The sequence below is a fragment of the Prochlorococcus sp. MIT 0604 genome (assembly GCF_000757845.1).
GTDB lineage: Bacteria > Cyanobacteriota > Cyanobacteriia > PCC-6307 > Cyanobiaceae > Prochlorococcus_A.
The window spans coordinates 1,608,398-1,632,596 of sequence record NZ_CP007753.1; the positions used below are offsets into that span (position 1 = coordinate 1,608,398).

23 protein-coding genes and 2 tRNA genes are annotated in these 24,199 nt (G+C 31.4%); 7 read left to right on the top strand and 18 right to left on the bottom strand.

Annotated features, from left to right (window positions below; all coding sequences use genetic code 11):
• The first annotated feature begins 253 nt into the window (after positions 1 to 253).
• Positions 254 to 1,399 carry a molybdopterin-synthase adenylyltransferase MoeB gene (moeB, locus tag EW14_RS08915; protein ID WP_042851093.1) on the top strand — a complete coding sequence of 382 codons (1,146 nt, stop codon included), beginning with the start codon at positions 254 to 256 and terminating at the stop codon, positions 1,397 to 1,399.
• A 15-nt stretch (positions 1,400 to 1,414) separates the two neighbouring features.
• Here moeB and EW14_RS08920 read toward each other — a convergent pair whose 3' ends face one another.
• On the bottom strand, positions 1,415 to 2,575 hold the full coding sequence (locus EW14_RS08920) for a cob(I)yrinic acid a,c-diamide adenosyltransferase (RefSeq protein ID WP_042851094.1): 1,161 nt from the start codon (positions 2,573 to 2,575) through the stop codon (positions 1,415 to 1,417).
• Positions 2,576 to 2,683: 108 nt separating this feature from the next.
• Here EW14_RS08920 and larE point away from each other — a divergent pair, with 108 nt between their 5' ends.
• Positions 2,684 to 3,508, top strand: a complete 825-nt coding sequence (gene larE, locus EW14_RS08925; RefSeq protein ID WP_042851095.1) for an ATP-dependent sacrificial sulfur transferase LarE — start codon at positions 2,684 to 2,686, stop codon at positions 3,506 to 3,508.
• A gap of 8 nt (positions 3,509 to 3,516) precedes the next feature.
• On the opposite strand, the gene speD is transcribed toward larE, so the two are convergent.
• Both speD and recF read right to left on the bottom strand, forming a co-directional pair.
• A complete protein-coding gene (gene speD, locus EW14_RS08930; RefSeq protein WP_042851096.1) occupies positions 3,517 to 3,951 on the bottom strand; it encodes an adenosylmethionine decarboxylase in 435 nt (144 codons plus the stop codon).
• A 51-nt stretch (positions 3,952 to 4,002) separates the two neighbouring features.
• Positions 4,003 to 5,136 carry a DNA replication/repair protein RecF gene (gene recF / locus EW14_RS08935; protein ID WP_369794283.1) on the bottom strand — a complete coding sequence of 378 codons (1,134 nt, stop codon included), beginning with the start codon at positions 5,134 to 5,136 and terminating at the stop codon, positions 4,003 to 4,005.
• A gap of 35 nt (positions 5,137 to 5,171) precedes the next feature.
• Between recF and EW14_RS08940 the strand changes: the two genes are divergently transcribed.
• A tRNA-Arg gene (locus EW14_RS08940) sits at positions 5,172 to 5,245 on the top strand.
• 11 nt (positions 5,246 to 5,256) lie between these two features.
• Here the strand turns inward: EW14_RS08940 and EW14_RS08945 are convergent.
• From EW14_RS08945 to EW14_RS08980, 8 genes are all read right to left on the bottom strand, one after another.
• Positions 5,257 to 5,703 carry a hypothetical protein gene (locus tag EW14_RS08945; protein WP_042851099.1) on the bottom strand — a complete coding sequence of 149 codons (447 nt, stop codon included), beginning with the start codon at positions 5,701 to 5,703 and terminating at the stop codon, positions 5,257 to 5,259.
• 3 nt (positions 5,704 to 5,706) lie between these two features.
• Complete coding sequence (gene ppc, locus EW14_RS08950) at positions 5,707 to 8,676, bottom strand: phosphoenolpyruvate carboxylase (protein WP_042851100.1); 2,970 nt, start codon at positions 8,674 to 8,676, stop codon at positions 5,707 to 5,709.
• Between the two features lie 53 nt (positions 8,677 to 8,729).
• Positions 8,730 to 9,848, bottom strand: a complete 1,119-nt coding sequence (gene gshA / locus EW14_RS08955; protein ID WP_042851102.1) for a glutamate--cysteine ligase — start codon at positions 9,846 to 9,848, stop codon at positions 8,730 to 8,732.
• 3 nt (positions 9,849 to 9,851) lie between these two features.
• Positions 9,852 to 11,369, bottom strand: a complete 1,518-nt coding sequence (locus EW14_RS08960; RefSeq protein ID WP_042851103.1) for an anthranilate synthase component I family protein — start codon at positions 11,367 to 11,369, stop codon at positions 9,852 to 9,854.
• A 59-nt stretch (positions 11,370 to 11,428) separates the two neighbouring features.
• Positions 11,429 to 11,851, bottom strand: a complete 423-nt coding sequence (locus tag EW14_RS08965) for a photosystem I reaction center subunit II PsaD (protein ID WP_042851104.1) — start codon at positions 11,849 to 11,851, stop codon at positions 11,429 to 11,431.
• Between the two features lie 111 nt (positions 11,852 to 11,962).
• Positions 11,963 to 13,327, bottom strand: coding sequence for a sensor histidine kinase KdpD (locus EW14_RS08970; RefSeq protein WP_042851105.1), 1,365 nt, complete (start codon positions 13,325 to 13,327; stop codon positions 11,963 to 11,965).
• A complete protein-coding gene (gene rodA, locus EW14_RS08975) occupies positions 13,327 to 14,592 on the bottom strand; it encodes a rod shape-determining protein RodA (protein WP_042851107.1) in 1,266 nt (421 codons plus the stop codon). Before rodA ends, EW14_RS08970 begins: the two co-directional genes overlap by 1 nt.
• A 3-nt stretch (positions 14,593 to 14,595) precedes the next feature.
• On the bottom strand, positions 14,596 to 15,666 hold the full coding sequence (locus EW14_RS08980) for an Mrp/NBP35 family ATP-binding protein (protein ID WP_042851108.1): 1,071 nt from the start codon (positions 15,664 to 15,666) through the stop codon (positions 14,596 to 14,598).
• A gap of 157 nt (positions 15,667 to 15,823) precedes the next feature.
• Here EW14_RS08980 and hemF point away from each other — a divergent pair, with 157 nt between their 5' ends.
• Positions 15,824 to 16,852: an oxygen-dependent coproporphyrinogen oxidase gene (gene hemF, locus EW14_RS08985; protein WP_042851109.1), complete on the top strand. Its 1,029-nt coding sequence runs from the start codon at positions 15,824 to 15,826 to the stop codon at positions 16,850 to 16,852.
• A gap of 28 nt (positions 16,853 to 16,880) precedes the next feature.
• On the opposite strand, the gene EW14_RS08990 is transcribed toward hemF, so the two are convergent.
• Complete coding sequence (locus tag EW14_RS08990) at positions 16,881 to 17,438, bottom strand: cofactor assembly of complex C subunit B (protein ID WP_042851111.1); 558 nt, start codon at positions 17,436 to 17,438, stop codon at positions 16,881 to 16,883.
• Between the two features lie 164 nt (positions 17,439 to 17,602).
• Here EW14_RS08990 and EW14_RS08995 point away from each other — a divergent pair, with 164 nt between their 5' ends.
• Positions 17,603 to 18,238: a ribonuclease D gene (locus EW14_RS08995; protein WP_042851112.1), complete on the top strand. Its 636-nt coding sequence runs from the start codon at positions 17,603 to 17,605 to the stop codon at positions 18,236 to 18,238.
• Positions 18,239 to 18,241: 3 nt separating this feature from the next.
• Here the strand turns inward: EW14_RS08995 and EW14_RS09000 are convergent, their stop codons facing one another.
• Positions 18,242 to 18,508 (bottom strand): hypothetical protein, encoded by a 267-nt coding sequence (locus tag EW14_RS09000; protein ID WP_042851114.1) that lies wholly within the window; start codon positions 18,506 to 18,508, stop codon positions 18,242 to 18,244.
• A 35-nt stretch (positions 18,509 to 18,543) separates the two neighbouring features.
• A complete protein-coding gene (locus tag EW14_RS09930; protein ID WP_225866635.1) occupies positions 18,544 to 19,773 on the bottom strand; it encodes a lipid-A-disaccharide synthase-related protein in 1,230 nt (409 codons plus the stop codon).
• A gap of 42 nt (positions 19,774 to 19,815) precedes the next feature.
• Here EW14_RS09930 and EW14_RS09010 point away from each other — a divergent pair.
• A tRNA-Cys gene (locus EW14_RS09010) sits at positions 19,816 to 19,886 on the top strand.
• A gap of 215 nt (positions 19,887 to 20,101) precedes the next feature.
• Here EW14_RS09010 and EW14_RS10525 read toward each other — a convergent pair.
• From EW14_RS10525 to purM, 3 genes are all read right to left on the bottom strand, one after another.
• Complete coding sequence (locus tag EW14_RS10525) at positions 20,102 to 20,269, bottom strand: hypothetical protein (protein WP_197049590.1); 168 nt, start codon at positions 20,267 to 20,269, stop codon at positions 20,102 to 20,104.
• Positions 20,256 to 20,900 carry a hypothetical protein gene (locus EW14_RS09015; RefSeq protein ID WP_042851118.1) on the bottom strand — a complete coding sequence of 215 codons (645 nt, stop codon included), beginning with the start codon at positions 20,898 to 20,900 and terminating at the stop codon, positions 20,256 to 20,258. Before EW14_RS09015 ends, EW14_RS10525 begins: the two co-directional genes overlap by 14 nt.
• 132 nt (positions 20,901 to 21,032) lie before the next feature.
• Positions 21,033 to 22,076 carry a phosphoribosylformylglycinamidine cyclo-ligase gene (purM, locus tag EW14_RS09020; protein ID WP_042851119.1) on the bottom strand — a complete coding sequence of 348 codons (1,044 nt, stop codon included), beginning with the start codon at positions 22,074 to 22,076 and terminating at the stop codon, positions 21,033 to 21,035.
• A gap of 95 nt (positions 22,077 to 22,171) precedes the next feature.
• Here purM and EW14_RS09025 point away from each other — a divergent pair, with 95 nt between their 5' ends.
• Positions 22,172 to 23,704 (top strand): bifunctional pantoate--beta-alanine ligase/(d)CMP kinase, encoded by a 1,533-nt coding sequence (locus EW14_RS09025; RefSeq protein WP_042851120.1) that lies wholly within the window; start codon positions 22,172 to 22,174, stop codon positions 23,702 to 23,704.
• Between the two features lie 2 nt (positions 23,705 to 23,706).
• Here the strand turns inward: EW14_RS09025 and EW14_RS09030 are convergent, their stop codons facing one another.
• A complete protein-coding gene (locus EW14_RS09030) occupies positions 23,707 to 24,180 on the bottom strand; it encodes a low molecular weight protein-tyrosine-phosphatase (RefSeq protein ID WP_042851121.1) in 474 nt (157 codons plus the stop codon).
• Positions 24,181 to 24,199: the final 19 nt, after the last annotated feature.

Below are 24,199 nucleotides of genomic sequence, written 5' to 3' on the forward strand. Positions count from 1 at the left end.
AAAACGTCTATTGACTACCTTTTTGTTGTGCAAAATTCCGAACCGAAACATTTTGTATTTTTTTAGAGGCATTGGTATATATGGTTTCTGAAGATATTTAAACTTAAAATTGATTTATAAAAACTTCACATTATTGTGTAGTTCTAACAAAAACATTAATAAATCCTAGTAATGAGAAAAATATAAAAGGCTAAAATTATTATTTTAATTATTATGTTTTCATAGTTTAGCTCGCAAACATTAAGGGATCGAAATGTCCAAAGATATCAAATTTAATTTCTTAAATTCTGATGAAGAAGAAAGATATCAAAAACATTTAACCCTCAGAGAGATAGGTTATGAGGGTCAACTATATCTTAAAAACAGCTCAGTATTATGCATTGGTGCCGGTGGGCTTGGGTCTTCCGTTTTGCTTTATTTAGCTGCAGCAGGAATTGGGAGAATTGGAATAGTTGATAACGATCAAGTTGAAAAGTCTAATCTCCAGAGACAAATAATTCATGAAACAAATACTATTGGTAATCTTAAAATTGATTCTGCCAGAGAAAGAATTAAAAAATTCAATCCTAATTGTGAAATATTAACCTTTTCAAAAAGAATTAATCCTAAAAATGCTCTTGAATTAATAAAGAAGTTTGATGTTATTTGTGATTGCTCGGATAACTTTGGCACAAGATATTTAATAAATGATTCATGCCTGATATTAAATAAACCCTTAGTCTTTGGAAGTGTACAAGGCTTTGAAGGGCAAGTGAGTGTTTTTAATTTAAATAAAAATAGTCCTAATCTAAGAGACTTACTTCCAGAGTCACCTTCAAAAAATGCTGCTCCTAGTTGTGCAGAATACGGGGTTGTGGGCGTTTCAACAGGTTTAATAGGAATTCTTCAGGTTAATGAAATTATCAAAATCATTTTGAAAAAAGGTGAAATTTTAGATGGGAAGATTTTAATTTTTGATCTATTGAATATGAATATGAAAAAATTACATCTAAAAAGTGATAAGTTAAATAAACGAATAAAAAATCTGTCTCAGTTTGAGGGCTTTTACGATAGTGATGAATATTGTGAGAAAAACGATAAAATAAACAGTATTAATGCTAATGATTTTAATAGTTTATACAAAGTAAAACCTAACAAAATTCTTTTAATTGATGTTAGAGAAAATGAAGAATTTTCTAAATCTGCAATAGAGGGATCTATCTCAATTCCCTTAAGTCATTTTAACCAAGAATCTGACTTAAAATTTATTCAAAAAGAAAGTTTGAATAAAGAGGTTTTCACTATATGTAAATCGGGTAAACGTTCTGAAAAAGCTTCAAGAATCTTGGCTAAATTAAAAATTCAATCAAGATCTATTGAGGGCGGCATTGAAAAAGTAAAAAAAATATTGTGCGATTAATATTTCTAAGAATATTTAGTAATCTACACCTCGTTTCAAATCAACTCCAACATTTGCGTAATGCTTATGACAAACCATTTCAGAGTAGACATTAGCGAGTTCAAAATATGAAGGTTCATTTTTACACCTCCCAGTAATGACAACTTCTGTTTCTGTCGGTTTTTTTAAGAGTGTTTGATGTATTGATTCCACTGGTAGCAGCTCTAAATCAACAGTTGGATTCAATTCATCTAAAATGATTGTTTTATACAAACCAGACAAAATAGCGGCTTTAGCAATTTCCCATGCTCTTTCAGCCTCAACATAATCAATTGGTTGTTGCTGACCTCTCCAGACGATGGCATCCCTGCCTGAACGCAAATGATCTACTAAGTGGGGGTAACTTTCTCTCAAAGCTTCTATGGCAGCATCTTCGGTATAACCATTTCCACCTTTTAACCATTGTAATATTAAGACTCTGTGACTTTTATCTTGAGATATTCCTTTACCGATAGCTTGAAGAGCCTTACCAAGTGCACTTGTAGATTTGCCCTTTCCTTCACCTGTATAAATCTCAATTCCACCACTAGAACTACTTTGTCTGGTAAGTTTTGAAAAGTCTTGAGTCAAACGTGGTCTCATTTCTGAATGGAGTTGAGATATTCTCACCAAAGAGGGCGGAGCTGCCCTTCCGGTAATAATTATTTCTAGTCCATCTGGACGATTTTGAAGAGAGTCAACTACTTCATTAATATTAAGCATTCCTAAATCAAGCACTGGGTTCAACTCATCTAGTACAACTACAGAGTAAAGAGAACTGGCAATAGCTCCTTTAGCAATATTCCAACCTCTTTCAGCCTCACCAACATCAAACTTTGTTACTTGGTCAGCGGTAAAGAATTCAGATCTTCCTGTTCTTACATGGTCAATTAAATGTGGAAAGCCTCTTTGCAAAGCCTCTATAGCTGCATCCTCGTCGTATGGCCTTTCAGGACCTTTTAAAAATCTCAGAAGTAAAACTCTTGATTGTCTTTTTTCGCATATTCCTAATCCTATTGTCCTAAGAACTACCCCCAAAGCAGCCTGGCTTTTACCCTTGCCCTCTCCATCATAAATATGTAATTGGCCTTTTGATCTTTCTTGACTGTCACTTGCTGTGACAATTCCAATTCCTCTATTTCTACTCGTATTCGTCAATTGAACAAAATTAATAAATTTAATCTAAGATATAGATAATAATATTATTAAAGATTTAATAATAAATTCAACCTATACATAGGTAATTTGAATTTTAAAGTAATTAGCATGTTCAATCAACTAGAAATCCTCTCTGATGAACAAAGTGAAAAGCTTTATACAATAAGAAGTTATATTAAGAATCTTGATAGTGTTTGTGTTGCTTATTCAGGAGGAGTTGATAGTACATTAGTAACATCATTAGCATTCGAGCAATTAGGTGGAAAAGCAATTGCAATAACTGGTATTTCTCCTGCATTAGCCAATACTCTTCGTGAAGAAGCAAAAAGTCAAGCAAAATGGATTGGAGTAAAGCATTTAGAAATTAAAACATCAGAATTAGACCAATCAAATTACAGTAAAAATCCTAAGGATAGGTGCTTTGCATGCAAAAAAGAACTTCACAAACACACAACATATCTCTCTAAAAAACTTAATTACAAAGTTGTTTTAGATGGAGTCAATCTAGATGATCTTAAGGATTACAGACCAGGTATACAAGCCTCAAAACAAGCAGGAGTTATCTCTCCCCTTGCAAAATTTAAATTCTCAAAAAAAGACATTAGGGATATATCAAGAGCATTAGGTTTTCCTTGGTGGGATAAACCTGCTCAACCTTGCTTATCATCAAGATTTCCTTATGGTCATGAAATAACTAGTGAGAGGCTAAAAATGGTTGAAAAAGCAGAGGAATACTTAAAAAAAGGTGGATTATCGGAGGTTAGAGTTCGATGCCAAGGCTCAACTGCAAGAATAGAAATTCCCCAAGATGAATTAAAGCATTTTTTTAACAAATATAATTTTAGTGAGTTAGTTCAATATTTTTCTAATTTAGGATTTAATTGCACAAGCTTAGATCTTGAAGGTCTAATAAGCGGAAAATTAAATAGGTAATATTTTATCTAAACAGGCGTTCTAATCTGTTCAGAGACTGATGAAGGAGGATTTCGTTCAATAACACGCAAATAATGTTCTTTAGCCATCAAAGATTCAATTAAATATTGACTAGCTAGTTCAGGCATCATATTTTGACCACATGTAAAAATATCCACTGCAGAATAATTAGATTCAGGCCATGTATGTATTGAAATATGAGATTCAGCCAATAATGCAATAGCCGTAACCCCCTGAGGCTCAAATTTATTGCTTATCAAATTCAGAACTGTTGCATTTGCCAATCTAGCAGCTCTGTTTAAAGTACAACGCAAAAAGGATTCGTCATTTAATTTTTCGCAATCACATCTATAAAGTTCCAACAAAAGGTGTTTATTTTGATGACTAAATTTTTGATCATCACGAAACGAACTTAAAATTTGGTTTTTTTTGTAGATTTCCATTTAAGAAATTTATATAAATTTAAGATTAGCTAAAAATCATTACTTTTTGAATTATAAGTGAATCATTTGTGACGAGCCTAAGAAAGACTGATTAAATTTATCTAAATGCGTCGCACTTATAAAACATTGACTATCTTTGCCAACAGAGTTCAATAGTAAATTTTGCCTAGTTAAATCTAATTCCGCCAAAACATCATCCAATATAAGTATTGGAGGGACATTTAAAGTTTTAGTTAATAAATCTAGTTCAGCCATCTTTAAAGCCAAGATAAAAGTCCTTTGCTGTCCTGATGAACCATATTTTCTAACTGAAACATTATTAATTAGAAACTCAACATCATCACGATGAGGGCCAAAATTACACTTGCCAGTCAATGCTTCTAGTGAACGCTGATTTAATAGTTGTTCTAGTATTTTTTTACTAATAACTTCCTCTTCTTCTTCTTCTGGGCTTATATTTTGTATCCCAGAAAGATAATTTATGCTTATTTGCTCTTTAGATTTACTTAAATGATTATGCCAATATTCGACATATGGTTTTATTTTTAATAAAGCTCTTCTTCTTCTCCTAAAAATTCTTGTACTTATTATTGACATTTGAATATCAAAGCTTTCAACAATATCTGTGTATTGGTTTTTTACAAAACTTTCCGAACGCCAAAAATGACTTCTTTGCTTTAAAAGCCTGTTAAATCTAATTAACAGGTCTAAATATACTGGTTCAAGCTGAGATACTACTTTATCAATCCATATTCTTCTAAAACTGGGTTCACTTCTAACAATATCTATATCATTAGAACAGAAACATACACTCCGAATGTAATTCTTTATTTCACTCTGTTTTTTCAAGATTGACTCATTAACATAAATTCTTTTAGGACCTCTTCGGAATAAATTTAACTTTAAATCGTCTTTAAAATTTATCTGTCCTATGACTATGGCCATATCACTTTCATTCTCTATTAAATCTTTATCACTTAATGCTCTATTGGATTTTAATTGACTTAAAAATTCAATCGATTCAAGTAAATTTGACTTACCAATACCATTGCAGCCCAGAACAATTGCTCTTTGCTCTTTTAGATCAATTTCAAAACTTTTATGGTTTCGAAAATTTTTAATTTTTAATTTATTTAAAAAAATTTTTTTTGTGCATTCATTAATTAAATTAGCTAAATTTAAAATATTTAGATTTTCTTTAAAGAAATTGAAAAATTAAAGGGCATGTAGCTCAGTTGGATAGAGCATCAGATTCCGGTTCTGAGAGTCGGGGGTTCAAATCCCTCCATGCTCGTAAAATGATTTTTAAAGTTTATATCCCATTACTCTGATTCCATTTGGATCTAGTATGAATCCATTTTCCTCTAAACTTATAAGCGAAGAAGCTGGAGCCTGTACAGAAATACTGCATCCAGGCATTTCTCTATTTATTTTCTCAAGAGTTACTTGAAGCAATATTGAATAATAAAGTTGCTGATTATCATCTGGCAATGCACTAAAATTCCACAAGTTAGCATTCAATCCCCTGTCGGACGTAACCCTTACGAAGCCATATAATTTATTTTTGAATTCATTTTGTATGGTAAAAAAGAAATTACTTTTCTTAATAGCCTGAGAAAGAGGTTTATTCGGGAAGGTCTCACAACCGCAATTCACTAAAAGTTTATTAACCTCTTTGGCTAATGGGATTTGAGAAGAGTTAACAAAATAACCTTCTGGAAGAATAAGTTTTTTTTTAGAAAAATATTGCAATTATTAACCTGTATTTCTCATGCCAGCTGCTATCCCATTAATAGTTAAAAGTGCCCCCCTCAATAGTTCACTTCTACTGTAAGCTCTTCTAGATTCATCTTGATCAATAATAAATTCGCTTATTGGTGGTTGCCTTGTCTGGTCTCTTAGTCTTCTTAAAAGTGAAACCTGTAAAAAGCCCAATGGGATTATCGTTTTATTTCTCAAGCTTACTGATGATTTCAAGTCTCTATCAGATTCGAGAAGCTTATTTTTACCCGTAATTTCAAGTATTAAAGATTTTGTAAGAATATATTCTTTAGAAATGACTTCAAAAATATCATCAAAAGAATCTTTATTTTCTTTACTACCAAGGGTATCAACATAATATCTAGCAACTTCCAAATCTACCTTAGATAATGTCATTTCTACCTTAGAAATAAGCATCCTAAAAAATGGCCATCTTTGATGGAGAACTCTTAATAATTCAATTTGTTTTGGATCTGAATTTAATTCAGATGACAATGCAGTGCCTACTCCAAACCAACTTGGCAAAAGAAATCTGCTTTGTGTCCAACCGAACACCCATGGAATAGCTCTTAGACTTGATAAATCTTTTGCACCTTTTTTTCTTCTAGCAGGCCTACTAGATATCTGTAATTTACTTATTTCTTCTATTGGAGTGACCTCTTGAAAGAAATTTAACAAATCAGGATTCTCATGCACTAATCGTCTGTAGTGAGACCTTGATGTTTCTGCCAGCCTAGACATTAATTGATTCCATTCTGGAGTAGCGTCAAGTCTATTATTTACCAAACTATTTTGAATTACAGCTGTAGTGACAGTCTCAAGATTGTATAAAGCCAGTTCAGGAAGACTATATTTAGAGGCTAAAACTTCGCCTTGTTCTGTTATTTTTATTCGACCTTTTAAAGTACCGCTTGGTTGAGCCAATATTGCCTGATAGGCTGGTCCTCCTCCTCTCCCTACAGAACCACCTCTTCCATGAAAAAGTCTTAGCAATATATTATTTCTACTTGAAAGATTTTGAAGAGATATTTGGGCTCTATGAATTTCCCAATTACTAGAAACAAACCCCGAATCTTTATTGCTATCAGAATATCCAAGCATTAATTCTTGCAGAGGTTTAGAAGATTCTCCCACTTTTGGTAATAATGATCTATAAAAATCTAATTTGAACAACTTTTCCATTACTTCTGGTGCTCTTTTAAGGTCTTCTACAGTTTCAAAAAGAGGAACAACTAATAATTTTGACTTTTGCGAATTTTGATCAAAAAGTCCCATTTCTTTTGCCAGTAAGAGAACTTCAAGCAAGTCAGATGCACTATGACTCATTGAAATTACATAAGAATGACAAATGCGACTTCCAAATTCTTGCTGTAATCTCTTAACCATTTTAAAAACTGCAAAGGTTTCTTCTGTAGTGTTTGTCCAGTTAACGTCAGATGGAATAAGAGGCCTTTTTGTATTTAATTCCTCTATAAGCCATTTAATTTTCTCTTCCTCAGACATTTGGTCATAATGGACTGATAGATCAAGATAATTTGTAAGCTCTTGTATAGCCTCACTATGCCTTGTACTCTCTTGACGAATATCTAAACTTGCTAAAGAAAATCCAAAAATGTGAACCTGAGTAAGTAGGGTGTTTACAGATTCACAATTTAAATCTGTACTAATCAGGCTATTTTTAATCAATTCGAGATCATAAGTAAATTCGTTTACTGATTGGTAATATAAGTTTTCAACTTTCTCTAGATTTTTATTGTCAATTTCTCCCTCCAAGTCAAATTTCCACCCACTATCAGCTAATAAATTATTTCTTTCCTGTGTTAACCTTAATTTCTCTAAAATATAACTTAATTTCAATCTGTAAGGTTCTGATCTATACCTTGTAGCTCTAGCTTCATAGATTTCTGGGAACTTGACCCTATCCGTTTCGAGTGACTCTAATAGAGAGGAACTGACTTGGCTCCACTGCATCGAAACACTTAATTGATCTCTAAGATTAGATATCGCAATAATATATCTTTCCAACATTAACTGCCTTTGGTAGCAAGCAGTTCTCCATGTTATGTCGGGAGTAACCGATGGATTACCGTCTCTATCGGAGCCTACCCAAGAACCGAAGTTACAAAAAGATTCAGAGGGCATCTGAACATCTGGATAATTTTCAGTAAGTGCTTCTGCGATCCTGCACCTCAATTGAGGCATCGCATTAAATAAAACTTGCTGAAAATAATGCAAAGCATAATCTACTTCATCTAAAACTGAAGGTTTAAATTGATGCAGTTCATCTGTTCTCCACCAAAGTCTTACTTCCTCTTTTAATTGGGTTTTTAGAGAATTTTTTTCTTCTTTTGTTAGAAATTGCTCAATCTGTATTTTTTTTAATAAATTTGCTACTCTTGTTTGCTTATGTCTAATCGTATGTCTCACTATCTCGGTGGGATGTGCAGTAAAAACTAAACGGATATCCATTTCCTGCAATAACTCTTCTAATTTCCCAGGTGGTACATTTAATTTCCTCAGCCTGTAAAATAATTCTCTAAAAGTTACTGGAGCATTTTGTCTAGCCAATGCTGGAGCAAAAGGATCAAGATTATCGGGCGATTTTTGAACGTCCTTATTGGTAAAACTTTGAATATATCTATCTTCTTCAACTCTTTGTTCCAAAATATTCACGAGTTGAAAATATAATGAAAACGCCCTCGCTGCTGCTATGGATTCTGATAAATCCATAGAATTTACAATTTCAACTATTTCATTTTTAGAAGTTTTTGAACTATTACCATCAATTTGTTTTGAATAACTTAATTCTTTAAGCTGAATCAACCTCTCTGCTTGATCATCTGGGCATTCTTCTCTGAGCACAGATTCCCATAGATCTTCTATTAAAAGACGATTTTTATCAAGTGGATCATTGTTACTAATCAGATCCACGTTATTATTTTTTATCTGTCGAAAAGATTCCATATAATCATTATGTCATAAGTAAAAATGTTCAGATAAAATATTTATTTAAATAATCAAACATTCTCGTCTTCACTCCTAATCATATCTTCGATAGAAATTTTCATTATCTGCTCAATAGAAAGGCCTTTGTTATATTGATTTATCCATTTCATAGATTGATTACCTTCTTCAAGCACTTTATAGATAGGGTTCAAAAGATGTTTCATACCAAAATTTTCTGCTGTGGATGACAAATCTGATAATAAGTTTTGAATCCATTCTCTACAAATAACTTTTTTGCCATCTTGCCAGTGAATTAATTCTGAATTAAGACTATCTTTAGCAGCATTTATTTCATTTTGATCACATATTTCTGATAATTCATCCATAGAAAAAATACTTGCATTCAAAGGATCTAAAGTATTTATATTTTCAAAAAGATTTAAAATTCTTAGTTCTATCATGGCTGTTATCCCTAAAAGCAAATTAATATCATGAACAAAATCACAAATTCTTAATTCCAAACGATCAAGTATTAAAGGTCTTTGGGGACCATTTGGTCGGATTGAGGACCAAAAATGCCTAATATTTTGCATATTTTTATTAGATATATTTTCCTCTATCCAATCGATATAAGAACTATGATTTACAAAAAAAGGTACCTTAACTGGCGTTTTAGGAAACTGGATCCATCTCTGGGAATGATTCTCCGTAATTTTATTGTTTAAAAAAGGTGAACTTGCACTTAAAGATAGATATAGAGCAGCCTCAGATCTTATAAGTCTAATAGCTGTAAAAAGCTTATCTAAATCATCTATTCCTATGTTTATGTGGACACTTGAAGTTGCAATAGATATTCCATAATTATCTTGAATAAATTGATGATAAAGATTGTCAACATCAGATCTTTGAAATTGAATATCGTGTTTAAAACAAAGAGTGGATGAAGGAATGATTGTTAAATTTTTAGTATTTAGCCACTTTCTTAACTTTTTTCTTGGAGTAATTAATTTCTCGTACAAAAAACCATAGTCTTTTTCAGGTGTTGTTATGTATTCAACATTTCTATTATCTGGCTCTTTGACAAAATCAGAAAATTTTTTCTCAATATCAGCTGAAACACCAATATGAGAATCAAATGAACCTGTAAAAAGTTCCACCTCAAAACCTTTATAAAGATAATACTTACTCATTTATTACTCTAAACAGGCTAATGCTTTCAATATCCCCTTAGCTTTATTAATTGTCTCTTGATATTCGTTTTCAGGAAAAGAATCAGCAACTATTCCAGCTCCTGCCTGCACTGAAACATCATATTTCCCATCTCTTGAGGGTTTAACTATCATAGTTCTTATCGTAATTGCCGTATTTAATGCACCATTAATATCAATAGATCCGTAAACACCAGCATAAGGTCCTCTAGCATCTTTTTCAAAGTGCTTAATCAATTGCATAGCTCTTATTTTTGGCGCACCGGTTACTGTCCCTGCAGGAAAAGATGCTTTTAGCAAGTCCCACACATCAGCATTATTTTTTAAGATTCCCTCAACTTCACTAACGATATGCATAACATGTGAATATTTCTCAATAACCATTAAATCTTTGACCTTCACAGTGCCAATTTCACAAACTCTTCCAAGATCATTTCTCCCAAGATCAATTAGCATTACATGCTCAGCTATCTCTTTTGGATCTTTTAATAAATCCTTTTCTAATTCCAAGTCTTGTCGATGATCAATACCTCTTGGTCTTGTGCCAGCTATTGGTCTTAAGCTTGCCACAATCTGACTATTTTTATTTTTTTCAGCTTTTACCATCACTTCAGGACTTGAACCTATCAGATACCATGTGCCAAAATCAAAAAATGACATATATGGAGATGGATTAACCATCCTCAAACTTCTATATAAATTAAAGGGATCATTATTAACTTGAGTTTGGAATCTCTGACTTATAACTATTTGGAAGATATCTCCCTTTCTTATGTATTCTTTTGCAGAAAGAACCGCATCCTCAAAATCTTTTTTCTTCCAATTACTTTCTAGATCTAAATTAAAATTCTCATTTTCGTTCCAATCTAAAAAATCATTTTCTTTTAGGGGAACTCTCATTAAATTTCTAGTTTTCTGAATTTTAGAAATTGAGTTGAGATACAATTCTTCAATCGAAGACTCCTTTGAGGAAGTTGTATCTGCATAAACCACTGCAGTAATACATCTTTTTATTTGATCAAAAATAACTAACTGATCAAAAAACATCCAGGAACCATAAGGGATATTCGTGTCTGGGATTTCATTTATTGGAACGCTTGGTTCTATTCGATTTATTAATTCATACCCCCATGAGCCATATAACTGTCCAATTGATGGTAAGTCATCAAGCATGGTTGACTTATATCCCTTTGTCCAACTTCTTAAAATATCAAAGGGATCACCTTTATGTGTTTCGGTTTTACCATTATTCCAAGTTTTAACTATTTCTTCTCCATAACAAATGGCTTCCCAAAGAGGTTTAGTAGCAACAATACTCCACCTACCCAAACTTTCCCCACCTTCAACAGATTCAAGAAAAACACCATGGGAATCTTTTGAGGATAATTTTAACCAAGTCGACAATGGAGTCTCTAAATCTGCTGGCCAAGTTTGAATAATAGGTATAAAATTTTTACCTTCTTTGTAAGACTTTAAAAAACTATCTTTCTGTGAGCTGATCATATTAATAAGGTCAACCCAAATTATAATTATTTTCTTCTTTTATATCAACTTTAAGGAAGTTAATCAAAAGTATTCTTAGTTGTAAATTTCAAACCAGCTGGATTAGGATTCTCACCTATTCTTCTTGGATTATGACCTACTTTCTCTCTGCCTTCATTTACTTTTTCAGGGAAAACACCATCTTTTGGGTGTAAAAATTCAGTATCACCACCTGGAAAAATTCGGTAGATTTTAAAATCTTCAATTCTTGGTTTAAAGGCTCTTAGTTGTGTCCCTAATGCAAGGCATTGTTCTTTTCTAGCAAAGTACATTAAATTATCACCTTCATGCATAATAGCGGCTCCACCAGTGGGCAATTCAAAAGCTTGTTCCTTTGAACTTTTCCATACAATTGCGTATTTTTCTTCGGTTTCTGCTGAGTTTAATAAACCCCCAGTACTTCCTATATGCTTTGGAAATTGACCAACTAAAGTTTCAGTCATCCTTGATTTTGAGTTATTTCTAATAAGAAAATAGCATTCATATTTTGCAAAATTCGAGATTTACAGGAAATTTTCTACATTATTTAATATATCGAAAGCTTATTTCTCATTTTATTTGGAATCTGATATCGGAAAAAAAACTGTCAAACCTGTATCACGCCTTTGTGTGACATGCCCTCCTAAACTAGCTAACAACTTTTGAGTAGCATTTTGACTAAGTTGTAAACTACCTGTTTGGGGATTCCAATTTAAAACAGGACCAATATCAGAGCCGTTATCTTTTTTAAGAATTTCTTTTTGATTACTTTCTAATTTTTGTACTTTTAATTGAAGTTTGAGTTTTTGACCAGCTGGTCTTAATTCTAAAATTAATTTACTACCTTCTTGTAATCCTCTAGTATTTTTATCAATTAATCCACTTAACATTAATTCCAATTTTTCAGAATCACTCAAAATTTGCGGAAGTTGATTGGGAATATCAATCTTTAAAGAAATCCCACGTCGATTTAATTGTTTATTCCATAAAGGAGCAAGCTTTTTAAAAATTTCGGCTAAATTAATTTTTGCCAAATTATTTAATGACGGAACTTCATTACTCACTAATTCTGCCGCATTGAAGATTAAACCAAACCTATCTATTTGTGCATTACATTCATTATCTATTTGAATTAAACGATTTTTCATTGATTCGTCCATCTTATATTTTTTCAAAGTAGAACTTATAAGGGTTCTTATTGTTGCCAAAGGTGTTCTTACTTCATGAGATATTGCACGTAATAATTTTGCTTCAGTTACTTGAACATTTTTTTCATCGTTTCTTACAGAATCCTTTATATTATGATTTGTAGAAATATTTGCTAATTTTGCAGATAATATTGGCCAAAATAGTTTCTCAAATTCATTGTTAATACTAAGGTTTCCTAAATTATTGATTGCATTACGAAATTTTACTCCCTCTTCAAAATTTTCTTGATTTAATTTTGCATGCATTAATTCAATTGAAAGTTTTAGACTTTCTTCATCACACTTCATTAACAGAATTTTCTTATCTTTTTCTCCTACAATTGATAATATGCATTGAAAATTTGGGGTGATTATCATCAAAAAAGGTTCATAACCATCTTCTTGACAAAGATTTAAGACTTTATAATTACTAACTAAATCGAAATCTTTTTTTATCTTTTCTGAATTATTGACTGGTAAAAAACCAGCATTCTCATTTTGAAAGTATGGAAACCCTTCAGGTGACCAAAGCCATCCATGAAGTTGATTTAAAAATTTTTTATCATTAAATGCTGGTAAAGGCGAAGAAACCCAAATTCCCCCATTTTTATAATTATGAGATAAGAAATCTTTTTGAATAAGTTCTAAAGAAGCCCACCACATTCTTCTAGATGTATCATTATCCACATATATAGGTTGAACTCCTTTAATCAAGAGGTCTTGAATTTTTTTTATAGTTATTTGTGATTTCATCAACTTCTTAGTGACCTAGAACGTTTCAATATAGATAAAACAAATCCAATAGATATAAAATTAGTCACCAATGACGTTCGACCATAGCTCATGAAAGGAAGGGGAATCCCAGTAACTGGTCCTAGTCCAATAGTCATAAATAAGTTAATAATTATTTGGAATAAAAAAGTTGAGGCTATTCCAATAACAATTAGAGATTCAAAGTTAGTTCTAGCAATTGTTGCAATATTAATAAGTTTTTTAATCAAGAAAAAGAACAAAAACAAAACTATCATGCAACCCACAAAACCTAATTCTTCACCTAAAGCACTGAATATAAAATCAGTATGTTGTTCTGGTATAAATTGCAATTTAGTAAGCTTACCTTGTAGCAAACCAGTCCCAAATAATCCTCCAGAACCAATCGCAATTTGGCTCTGTATCAAATGATATCCACCACCTAATGGATCTCTATTTGGATCTAAAAATAAAACTAATCTATCTTTTTGATATTCTTTTAAGCCATATTGCCACAAAATTGGTGTCAATTTTGCCACTAATAAGTGGAACGAAATAGCGAGAGCAGAAAAAATAATTTTCTTTTTTGAAGATCTATAAGCAAGATATCCTATAGCTGGAATCCAGAAAATAAGAAGAGTTGGTAAGGTTAAATATAATATAGAAGTGACGATACAAAACACTAATATCAAAATCCACTCTATGGGCATTTGCGACCAATAAAGCATCACACCTGTTAAAACAAGTAAAACTAAAGAGGTACCTAAGTCCGGTTGAAAGAAAATTAATAACCAAGGTACAAAAACTACTAATAAGGGCAATACTAAATCTCTTATTTTTAAAATTATTTTTTTGTCCAGTACTAAAGCAAGAGTTAATACAGTACTTAATTTAGCTACTTCTGAAGGCTGAAAAGAAAAGATGCCAAAATTTAGCCATCTTTGAGCTCCAGAAACTGAAATTCCAAAAAAATAAATTAGTAATAAGGATATTAAAGTACAAAAATAAAATGGAACCAAGTACTTTCTAATTCTTTCTAAAGGTATGTAAGAAATAAAAAATGCTAAAAAATAACCTAAAAAACCAGTTAGGATATGACTTAAATAATTTGATATTACAAAATCACCCTGTATACTTTTTATTAATAAACCTGAAATAATAACTAGAAAGAGGGGAATTAAAAGTAGTGGAGAAAATAAAAAACCTCTATTAAATCCTTTTTTTGGTAAAAAGCCTCCCTTATTTAATAAATAAATTCTCCTAAACATCAATTAAATATCAACGAATTGATTCTTAATTAATTGAGCTAAATTACCAAATACAACAGAACTTTCTTTATTGGGCTGGCTTATTGAGATTGGCACACCTTTGTTGCATTCATCAACGAGAGGAATTTCAATAGGAATTTGGGCTAATAATGGTAAATCATTTTCTTTAGCTAATGTTTGTCCACCACCTTTACCAAAAATTTCATATTTTTTACTTGGCATATCAGGTGGAATAAATACTGACATATTTTCTACAATTCCCAGTAAAGGTACTCCAAGTTGTTTAAACATTGCTAATCCCCTCCTTGCATCTTGCAAAGATACTTGTTGAGGAGTAGTGACAACAATAGCTCCAGAAATTGGCACAGATTGAGAAAGAGAGATTTGAGCATCTCCTGTTCCTGGAGGCAAGTCAATAACCAAAAAATCAAGATTATTCCATTCAACTTGGTACAAAAATTGTCGGATAATACTATTTAGCATTGGTCCTCTCCATATAACTGGCTGACCTTCTTCTATGAGGAAACCCATTGATACTAAAGAAATTCCATATTTATTTATTGGTATTAACCTTTGATCACTGCCACTACCTTCTGTAACCTTTGGGTTCTGTTCGGCAACTCCCATCATTGAGGGAGTATTAGGTCCATAAATATCCGCATCCAGTAAACCAGTTTTTAAGCCTAATTTAGCTAGAGAACAAGCAAGATTAACAGCAATGGTACTTTTCCCAACTCCACCTTTCCCACTACTAACAGCTATGATATGACGAATTCCATCAATCTTCTGCAACTCAGGAGCATTGCTTTCATTTTTAGATTCTATTTTGGAAGGATTATTATCTATCTCAATTTGAACATCATCAATATCTTCAAAATTCAATAGCACTTTTCTAACCTCATTTACAATTCTATCTCTCTGAGAATTTGCAAATGATGGTAATGATAATGTTACGATTACTCTCGGTATAGTTACTCTTACGTTTTTAATCCAAGCTAATTCAATTACATTTTTCTGTGATCCAGCATCTAGAACTTTTTGTAAAGCAAAATTAGCATCTTCTATTGTGGTCATTAAATTTTGAAATATTTTGACGAGGTAGTCGACTGTGTAAAAGATTAAGAACTATGTCGAACTATCAAATAATAGGCAATAAGGTCCCCTTAAGAGAAATTATAAAGGGAAACTTATAATTAACCAAAAAATTTTTTCTTCAAGATTGACTAAATACATGTTCAAAGAACCTCCTAAAAACTCGAGAGAAAAAACGAAAAATCTCTTATTAACCCTACAAGACCAAATTTGTTCAGGACTTGAAAATGTAGATGGCAAAGGGAAGTTTATAGAAGAATCCTGGCTAAGAGACGAAGGTGGTGGTGGAAGATCAAGAGTGTTGAAAAATGGTTCTATTTTTGAGCAAGCAGGAGTAAATTTCTCTGAAGTACAGGGAAAAGAATTACCTCAATCTATAATCTCTCAAAGACCTGAAGCAAAAGGTCATGAATGGTTTGCTACTGGAACTTCTATGGTGTTGCATCCTAAGAATCCCTATGTTCCTACAGTTCATCTGAATTATCGATATTTCGAAGCTGGACCTGTATGGTGGTTTGGGGGAGGTGCAGACTTAACCCCTTTTTATCCTTATCTTTCTGATGTAAGGAATTTTCATAAAGAGCATAAAAAAGCTTGTGAGAAAGTTGATAAAGATTTGCATAAAGTTTTCAAACCATGGTGTGATGAATATTTCTTCTTGAAGCATAGAAATGAATCTAGAGGAATAGGAGGTATTTTTTATGATTATCAAGATGGTTCAGGCAATATTTATAGAGGAAATAATCAAAATGGAGAAGCATCAAAAGCTTCACAAAATATTGGCAGATCTAATTTAAATTGGGATGATTTATTTTCTTTAGCGGAAAACTGTGGGCAAGCATTCCTCACTTCATATTTGCCCATTATTGAAAAAAGAGCTTCTCAAACATATTCATCGAAGGAAAGAGAATTCCAGCTATATCGAAGAGGTAGATATGTCGAATTCAATTTAGTTTGGGATAGAGGGACGATTTTTGGACTACAAACAAATGGCAGAACTGAATCTATATTAATGTCCTTACCGCCTTTAGCTAGATGGGAATATGGATATAAAGCTAAAAAGGGTTCTCGAGAGGAATTTCTCACATCAATTTTTACAAAACCCCAAGATTGGTTAAATGATAAAGAGTTAGAGAAATTCTGTATAGAGAATAATATTTTTGATTAAATATTATCGAATAAAATTTTAAAGCATCTTAAATAGGTGTTTTAAATAAAGAACCGTCACTTTTTAATTGAAGTTTTTCTCCAAGTTCATTTTCTAAAGATATTAATTCATCCCTATGCGCTCTTAGTCTCATGAAAGTTGAATCATTTTCATTTTCGTTGATCAACCTTAATTCAAATTTCTCCTCTCTTGCAGATTTTTTAAAATAAACAATTCCAGACAAAGGGCCACCAATTAATCCCAAAAGAATAGGCCACCAACCTAATTCAGGATATATTTGAATAATTACTAATCCCAAAGCACAAGAACCAAAACCTCCAAGAAAACCTAAAAAAATTGCCAAAAATTTACTAGAAACAACTTGTCCCTTGAATATTAAAATTCTTTGTTCAAAATCTCCTCCTATTTGCTTCCAACCCCTCAAATTAAGCCATTCACATAAGCCATTTAAAACCTTAACTGGCTGCTGAGAAGATGAAATCTCAACGATGGTTGTTCTATCTTTACTGGAAGCCCTAAGAAAAAAAAATAATCCTATGGCCAAGAGAATTGTCAGCAATAATGTTGAATTTAAGGAATAGGACATCAAATAAATTTTTTCTAGTAACTCGAGAATAAAAATTAAAGTTACATCATATTATAATTTTTTAGATTTATTCTGTAAAATATTCCTATTAAACAAAAATTCTTAATTAAATAAAATCTCAAATAATATTCTAAATCTTAAATTACCTTAAATACTTATTAAAAATGACTATTGAAAATAAAAATATTGATCTTCTTTATAGTGATTTAACAGCAGATTTATACAATCTTTATAAAAAATCATCCTACCTAGCTATTGACACTGAAGCAATGGGTTTAATTCATGGAAGAGATAGACTCTGTCTAGTACAAATATGCAACGAATTTAAAAGAACATCCTGTATAAAAATCGAACTTAATACTTCTTCTTCACCTCATTTAAAAGCACTTCTTGAAGATGACAAAATTACTAAAATATTCCACTATGCGAGATTTGATGTAGCAGCTCTAAAATGCAATCTTGAAATTAAGACAAAAAATATCTTTTGTACTAAAATTGCTAGTAAGTTGGCAAGAACTTATACAAATAAACACGGTTTAAAGGATTTAGTTAATGAATTGTTAGGAATAGAGCTGGACAAAAGCTCGCAAAGTAGTGATTGGGGTAGCAACGAAGATTTAACAAAAGAACAATTAGATTACGCAGCAAATGATGTTAGATATTTAATTGAAGCTATGCATAAATTAAAAATTATCTTAGAAAGAGAAAATAGATATGAATTAGCTCAAAAATGTTTTGAAACAGTTTCTGTACATGCTGATTTAGACATACTAAAATTCTCAAATATATTTGAACATTAATAATCAATCTTCAGTTAAAAAATTATCTTCACCATCAAGAGTTTCCATAAGCTTATCCAGTATTATTGATGAACTTAATTTATCTCCGTCATTTTTTTCACAAATTTTTAAGACATTTTGCGCAACTTGTATTTTTTCTTGAATAGTTTTCGAGCCTTCTTTTGCAATTTGAATTTCTACTTTCTTCTTAGCAGAAGATAAGCTTATACTCATAAGTTTTGCAATCTCTGCACAAATTTTTAGATATTGCCGATCATTTATTGGATACATAAAAAAATTAATAATTAATAAGCTAGGGACATTTACTAAGATAACAAATGAAGGTTTATGGCATCTACGATTTTCTTACTTGCGCCGGATTCCCCCATTCTTTTTTGTCCAATTTTTGCTTGTTCTAACCTATTAACTTTTCCTTTCAAAAGTAAACTTAAACGTTTTAAAAGAATTTTTTTGTTATTGCAAACTAAAACACTTCCTCCCAATAATCTTGATTGCCTTTTTGCAAATGATTTTGTAAATTGTGGTCCAGGTCCTGGTAGAGAAAGAGATGGAATTCCAAGGCCAGCAATTTGCTCTGTAGCAGTTCCTGAATTAGACAAGCCGACTTCTGCCATATTGGCCCATGAATTGAATTTACCTTTTCCAATCACTACATATTGATCTTTCTTTTTCCATACTGAATCTTCATCAATTAAAAATTTAACTTTACTCTGATTTATAAAACCATATTTATTTAAATAACTTTGAATTTGAATAACATTAGCATTAATGCTCAAGGGCAAAAGTATTATCAATTCCTTTGAAAAATCAAAATCTTGCAAACATTTAAGAAAATTATCAAGATTTTTAAGAGCTTCAGGGTATCTACTTCCAACTAATAAAATAATCCGTTTAAAAGAAATAATATTAGATATTTTCTCGTTTGTTACATTAACAAAATCCATCATTGGATTACCCAAGTATTTTGCATCAATATTTTTTTTATTCAAATTTTTAGCCGTAATTTTATCTCTCATAATTAAATTTTTGCATCTTGGAGATTTCATTAAAAACATTTCCCACGGATCCCATTCAGAACCTTTCAACTTATGATAAAAATCGCTTAAAGCCCAACCTGGCTCGCTACTCCAAGTATGATCACTTTTGGGAGTTCCAATGAAACTGAATTCGCATCCTGAACTCCAAGCGTAAAGTAATGGCAAGAAATCACCTACTGCGATAATTTTGGATTTATGTTTTGACTTTTGTTTTACAAGTAGAAAATTTCTTAAATTATCGATTAAAAATCCTGCAAATAAATCAAGCACAAATCCCTTCAAACTTTGATTACTAAAACCTCCACTAGGAAGCTCATTTAAATGACCTATTTTACGAAAATTCTTTGATTTTATGGAATTAAATACATCTCCATTTCCTACTAATGGCAAAACTTCAATATTTTTATTTTTTATTTTTTTTAGTAATCTTTTTATTATTTCCGATGCGATTACATCTTCTCCATGACCATTGCATATAAATAATAGAGAATGAGACACCTTACTGTTAAGATCATAAAGAGACTCAATTGAATCTTTTTCGGCGGCATGGCCAAGTGGTAAGGCAGAGGATTGCAAATCCTTTATCCCCAGTTCGAATCTGGGTGCCGCCTTATTGAATTTTTTTACGCATTTAATTATGAAGTTTTCGAAGAACTTCAATTTCAGAAAAAGGGTATAAAGTTTCAATTACTTATTTATATATAGAAAAATAATCTTTTCTTTATTATGGACAAATAATACATTATATCTATTGATAAATAAAATAAAATTAAATGAATTTATTAATTATTTTCATCAGATTATTTATATTTAAACTTTAATTATTTTAGTAATCATTATCTGCTACACACATTCCTAAACATCTAACTCCATTTGATGCGGTCCTTTTGCAATGATTGCATAAAATGGGATCATTCTCAGTAGAAAGGTGAATTTTTGAATTATTTTGGTCTTTAAAACTTATTAACTCTTGTGTTGAATCAAATAGAGTCATTCTTGGAATCATCACTTGAATCGATACTAACAACAAGTGAAGCATTTGTGTTGGAAGAGGGTATATCCATAATTTTTACAGTTTCTTTAGGCTCATCAATAACTTGATTTTCTTCAGTACTCTCATCAACTGCACAAGCTTCAAGAGCCTCTCGAAGTAGTGAATCAAAAGTTGCTCCAGGCAATCTATGTCTAGCAACCTCAAGAAAAGTTCTCGGTAACGATTCAGATGCAGCATCTCGTAAAGCAGGATTATTCTTTCTATGTTCTTGTTCTTCTTCTATTGATTTAATAAACCTCAGCGTGACATCTCTTTTGGTAGAGGCTTTTATCAGCGTATCATTTTCAGGATTACTATTATTAGGTTCATTTTCGAGATCACTAAGTCTTTTTTCCAAACTATTTAAAACTTCATTAGCTTCTTTACTAATATGTGCTAATTGACCATCGGACAAATTAGGTAAATCAGCGACAAAAACTTTCCCATGATCCCTTAGTGTCAAGAAAGTTGGTCTTGGTCCTTGAGCCTGTCTACCAATTGATTCAGAACTATTGCCTATTGGTCTTTTGGGAGGAGTAGGGCCAGCTGAACTACGTCTACGTGTAATTCTTTGATTATTTGCAAAGGGCATTGAATAAAATGTTAAATCTTAATACTTAAACTTCCGATATAATTCGGCGGTGATTTTATTATATTACACCTAACTTTTTCATTTGGGTATAAAAAATAATTTTTAAAACTCATTTGAAAAAGATAAAAAAATTTAAGTTAAAATTTCTGGCAAAAATTTACTAATTGTTGAATCATTTTTTCGAACTATCTTTCCAATTTCCCAACTATCGATGTCATGATCTTTACTGATACTTAATATCGCGTCCTTAAATTGTTTATCAATAATTAAACAAAATCCCACACCAAGATTGAAAGTATTCCAAAAATCTTTTTCAGGAATCAATCCTTTCTCTTTAAGGAATTTAAATAAAATAGGAATCTCCCAAGAACTGGTATTGATATAAGGAATAAAATCAGAAGGCATACATCTTGGTAAATTTTCTGGAATTCCTCCTCCAGTAATATGAGACATTGCTTTAATTTCTATATTTTCAGATAATATTTGGTTAATCACATTATTATAAATTTTTGTAGGTTTTAATAACTCATCATAAAAATTTAAGTGAGAAACTTTTTCAAATTCTTTATCTATTTGATTATTGTTTTGAATAATTTTTCTTACTAAACTAAAGCCGTTGCTATGAACTCCATTACTTTTTAAAGCAATTATTAAATCATTTTCGGATACTTTTTTACCATTAATAAGCTTATCCTCATCAACTATTCCAACACAAAATCCTGCAAGATCATACTTATTTTTTGAATAAAATCCAGGCATTTCAGCAGTTTCCCCGCCTAGTAATGAGCAGTTATTTTCTCCGCAGCCATGTGCAATTCCCTGAACAACCTTCAATAATTGTTTTTTATCAAGCTTACCAGTAGCAATATAATCCAGAAAAAATAAAGGTTTTGCTCCACTAGTAATGATATCGTTCATGCACATAGCAACTAAATCAATACCAACCTCAAAGTGAAAGTTTTTACTTTGGGCTAATTCTAATTTTGTTCCAACACCATCAGTTCCTGAAACAAGAACTGGTTTTTTCAAACTATCGATAGGAATTCTAAACAAACCTCCAAACCCACCAATACCCTCAATCACATTAGATGTATGAGTTCCTTCAACTGCCTGTTTAATTTCGGAAACAAATTCTCGCCCAGCTTCTATATCAACACCTGATGTTTTGTAATCCATGAAATAAAAATGATAGACTTTCCCTATATAGATATTCCTCCTAAGATTGCTTTTGTCCAGTAATTATTTATCAAATAGATTTATTTAAAAACAAAGTGAAGAAAGTAATCATAAGGAAAACTGAAGAAATAGAAAATTGGAGGAGAAATATAAATAGTGAAATTAACTTCATTCCAACAATGGGTAACCTTCACGATGGACACATAAAACTAATATCAACAGCAAAAAATGACAATTCTAATGTTAATTTGGTAAGTATTTTTATTAATCCACTTCAATTTGATAACAAGTTAGATTTAGAGAATTACCCTAAAACAATTGATAATGATATAAAAATCTCCTTTTCAAATGGAGCAGATGCCGTCTTCATCCCAAGTAATGAAGATATATATCCTCCGAATAATAAAAAAATAAAATTTCTAAAAGCTCCTATAGAATTATCCTCTGTATTATGTGGATTAAATCGAATTGGACATTTTGATGGCGTTTGTACAGTTGTTTATAGATTACTTAAACTCATCAAGCCAAAAAATCTTTACTTAGGAGAAAAAGATTGGCAACAACTTTTAATTTTAAAAAATCTTGTCCTAACAAATAAATTAAATGTTGCTATTAAATCTATTCCTACACAAAGAGATTTTGATGGGATTCCTTTAAGTTCACGAAATGTACATTTATCAAAAAACGATAGAAAATTGATTAGTTTTTTTTCAAGTGAGTTATTAGAAGCAAAAAAAATTTTTCAACAAGAAAAAAAGATCAATTTAAACGAAATAATTAAAAAGCTATCAGCAAAAAAAATTTCAATTGAATATTTAGAACATTTACACCCTCATACTCTCCAAAAAGCAAGATTTGAGGATAATATTTCGTTACTTGCTGGTGCGATAAGATGTGGAAAGACAAGATTAATTGATCACGTTTTTCTAATGAAAAGAAGGCCGATTATTGCAATTGATGGTCCTGCAGGTTCAGGTAAAAGTACTGTAACAAAGTTAATAGCGAAGAAACTTAAACTTTTATATTTAGATACTGGGGCAATGTATAGGGCATTGAGTTGGCTCATATTAAAAGAAAGTATTGATTATAAAAAAGAAAAAGAATTACATAATACTCTTAAAGATATATCTATTTTTTTCAAGTCGAATACAAAATCACATCAGGATGTTTATGTTAATAACTACTGTGTTACTGAAGAAATTAGGTCGCAAAAGATAAGTTCCATCGTTTCTAAAATTTCCGCGATAAAAGAAGTAAGAAAATTCTTAGTAGAAGAACAGAGGAAAATTGGGAAATCTGGCGGTCTTGTAGCTGAGGGGAGAGATATAGGAACTACTGTTTTTCCTCATGCAGAACTTAAAATATTTTTAACTGCTAGCATCGATGAAAGAGCAAAAAGAAGAAAATCTGATAAAAATAGTAAAGATTCACAAGAAATAGACCTTAATACATTAAAGGAACTCATAAAGAAAAGAGATTATGAAGATTCCAATAGGGAAATTTCACCTCTAATAAAAGCTAATGACGCAATAGAAATTATTTCGGATGGATATTCAATTAATGAGGTAGTGGATAAAATTATTGATCTTTATAATGACAAAATTCCTAAAGAGACTGAGATCAAATAAATTCAAGAAATACTTTCCAAAAAACCGTTTACAGAGTCCTCTAAAATATCAAGGACATAATCAAAGCCCTCATCACCTCCAAAATATGGGTCAGGAACTTCTTGCTCATTAAAAACAGACCTAAAATCTTGTATTTTTTTAATAGATGCGAAATCAGTTGAAGCTGTTCTATTTTTAAGATCTTGAATATTTCTAAAATTTGAGTCGTCCATTGCAAGAATATAGTTAAATTGCTCAAAATCTTTGCTAGTAATTTGGCGAGCCCTGCTTAAGATATTTATATCTCTTCTTTCTGCCGCAATTCTCATCCTAGAGTCCGCTTTTTTCCCAATATGCCAACTCCCAGTTCCAGCAGAATCAACAATAAAGCCATCGGTTAATCCATTCTTTTCAAGTAGACTTATAAAAATAGCTTCTGCTGCAGGAGACCTACAAATATTCCCCAAACATACAAAAAGAACAGAAATTTTTTTCATATGATTTCAAATTTCAACA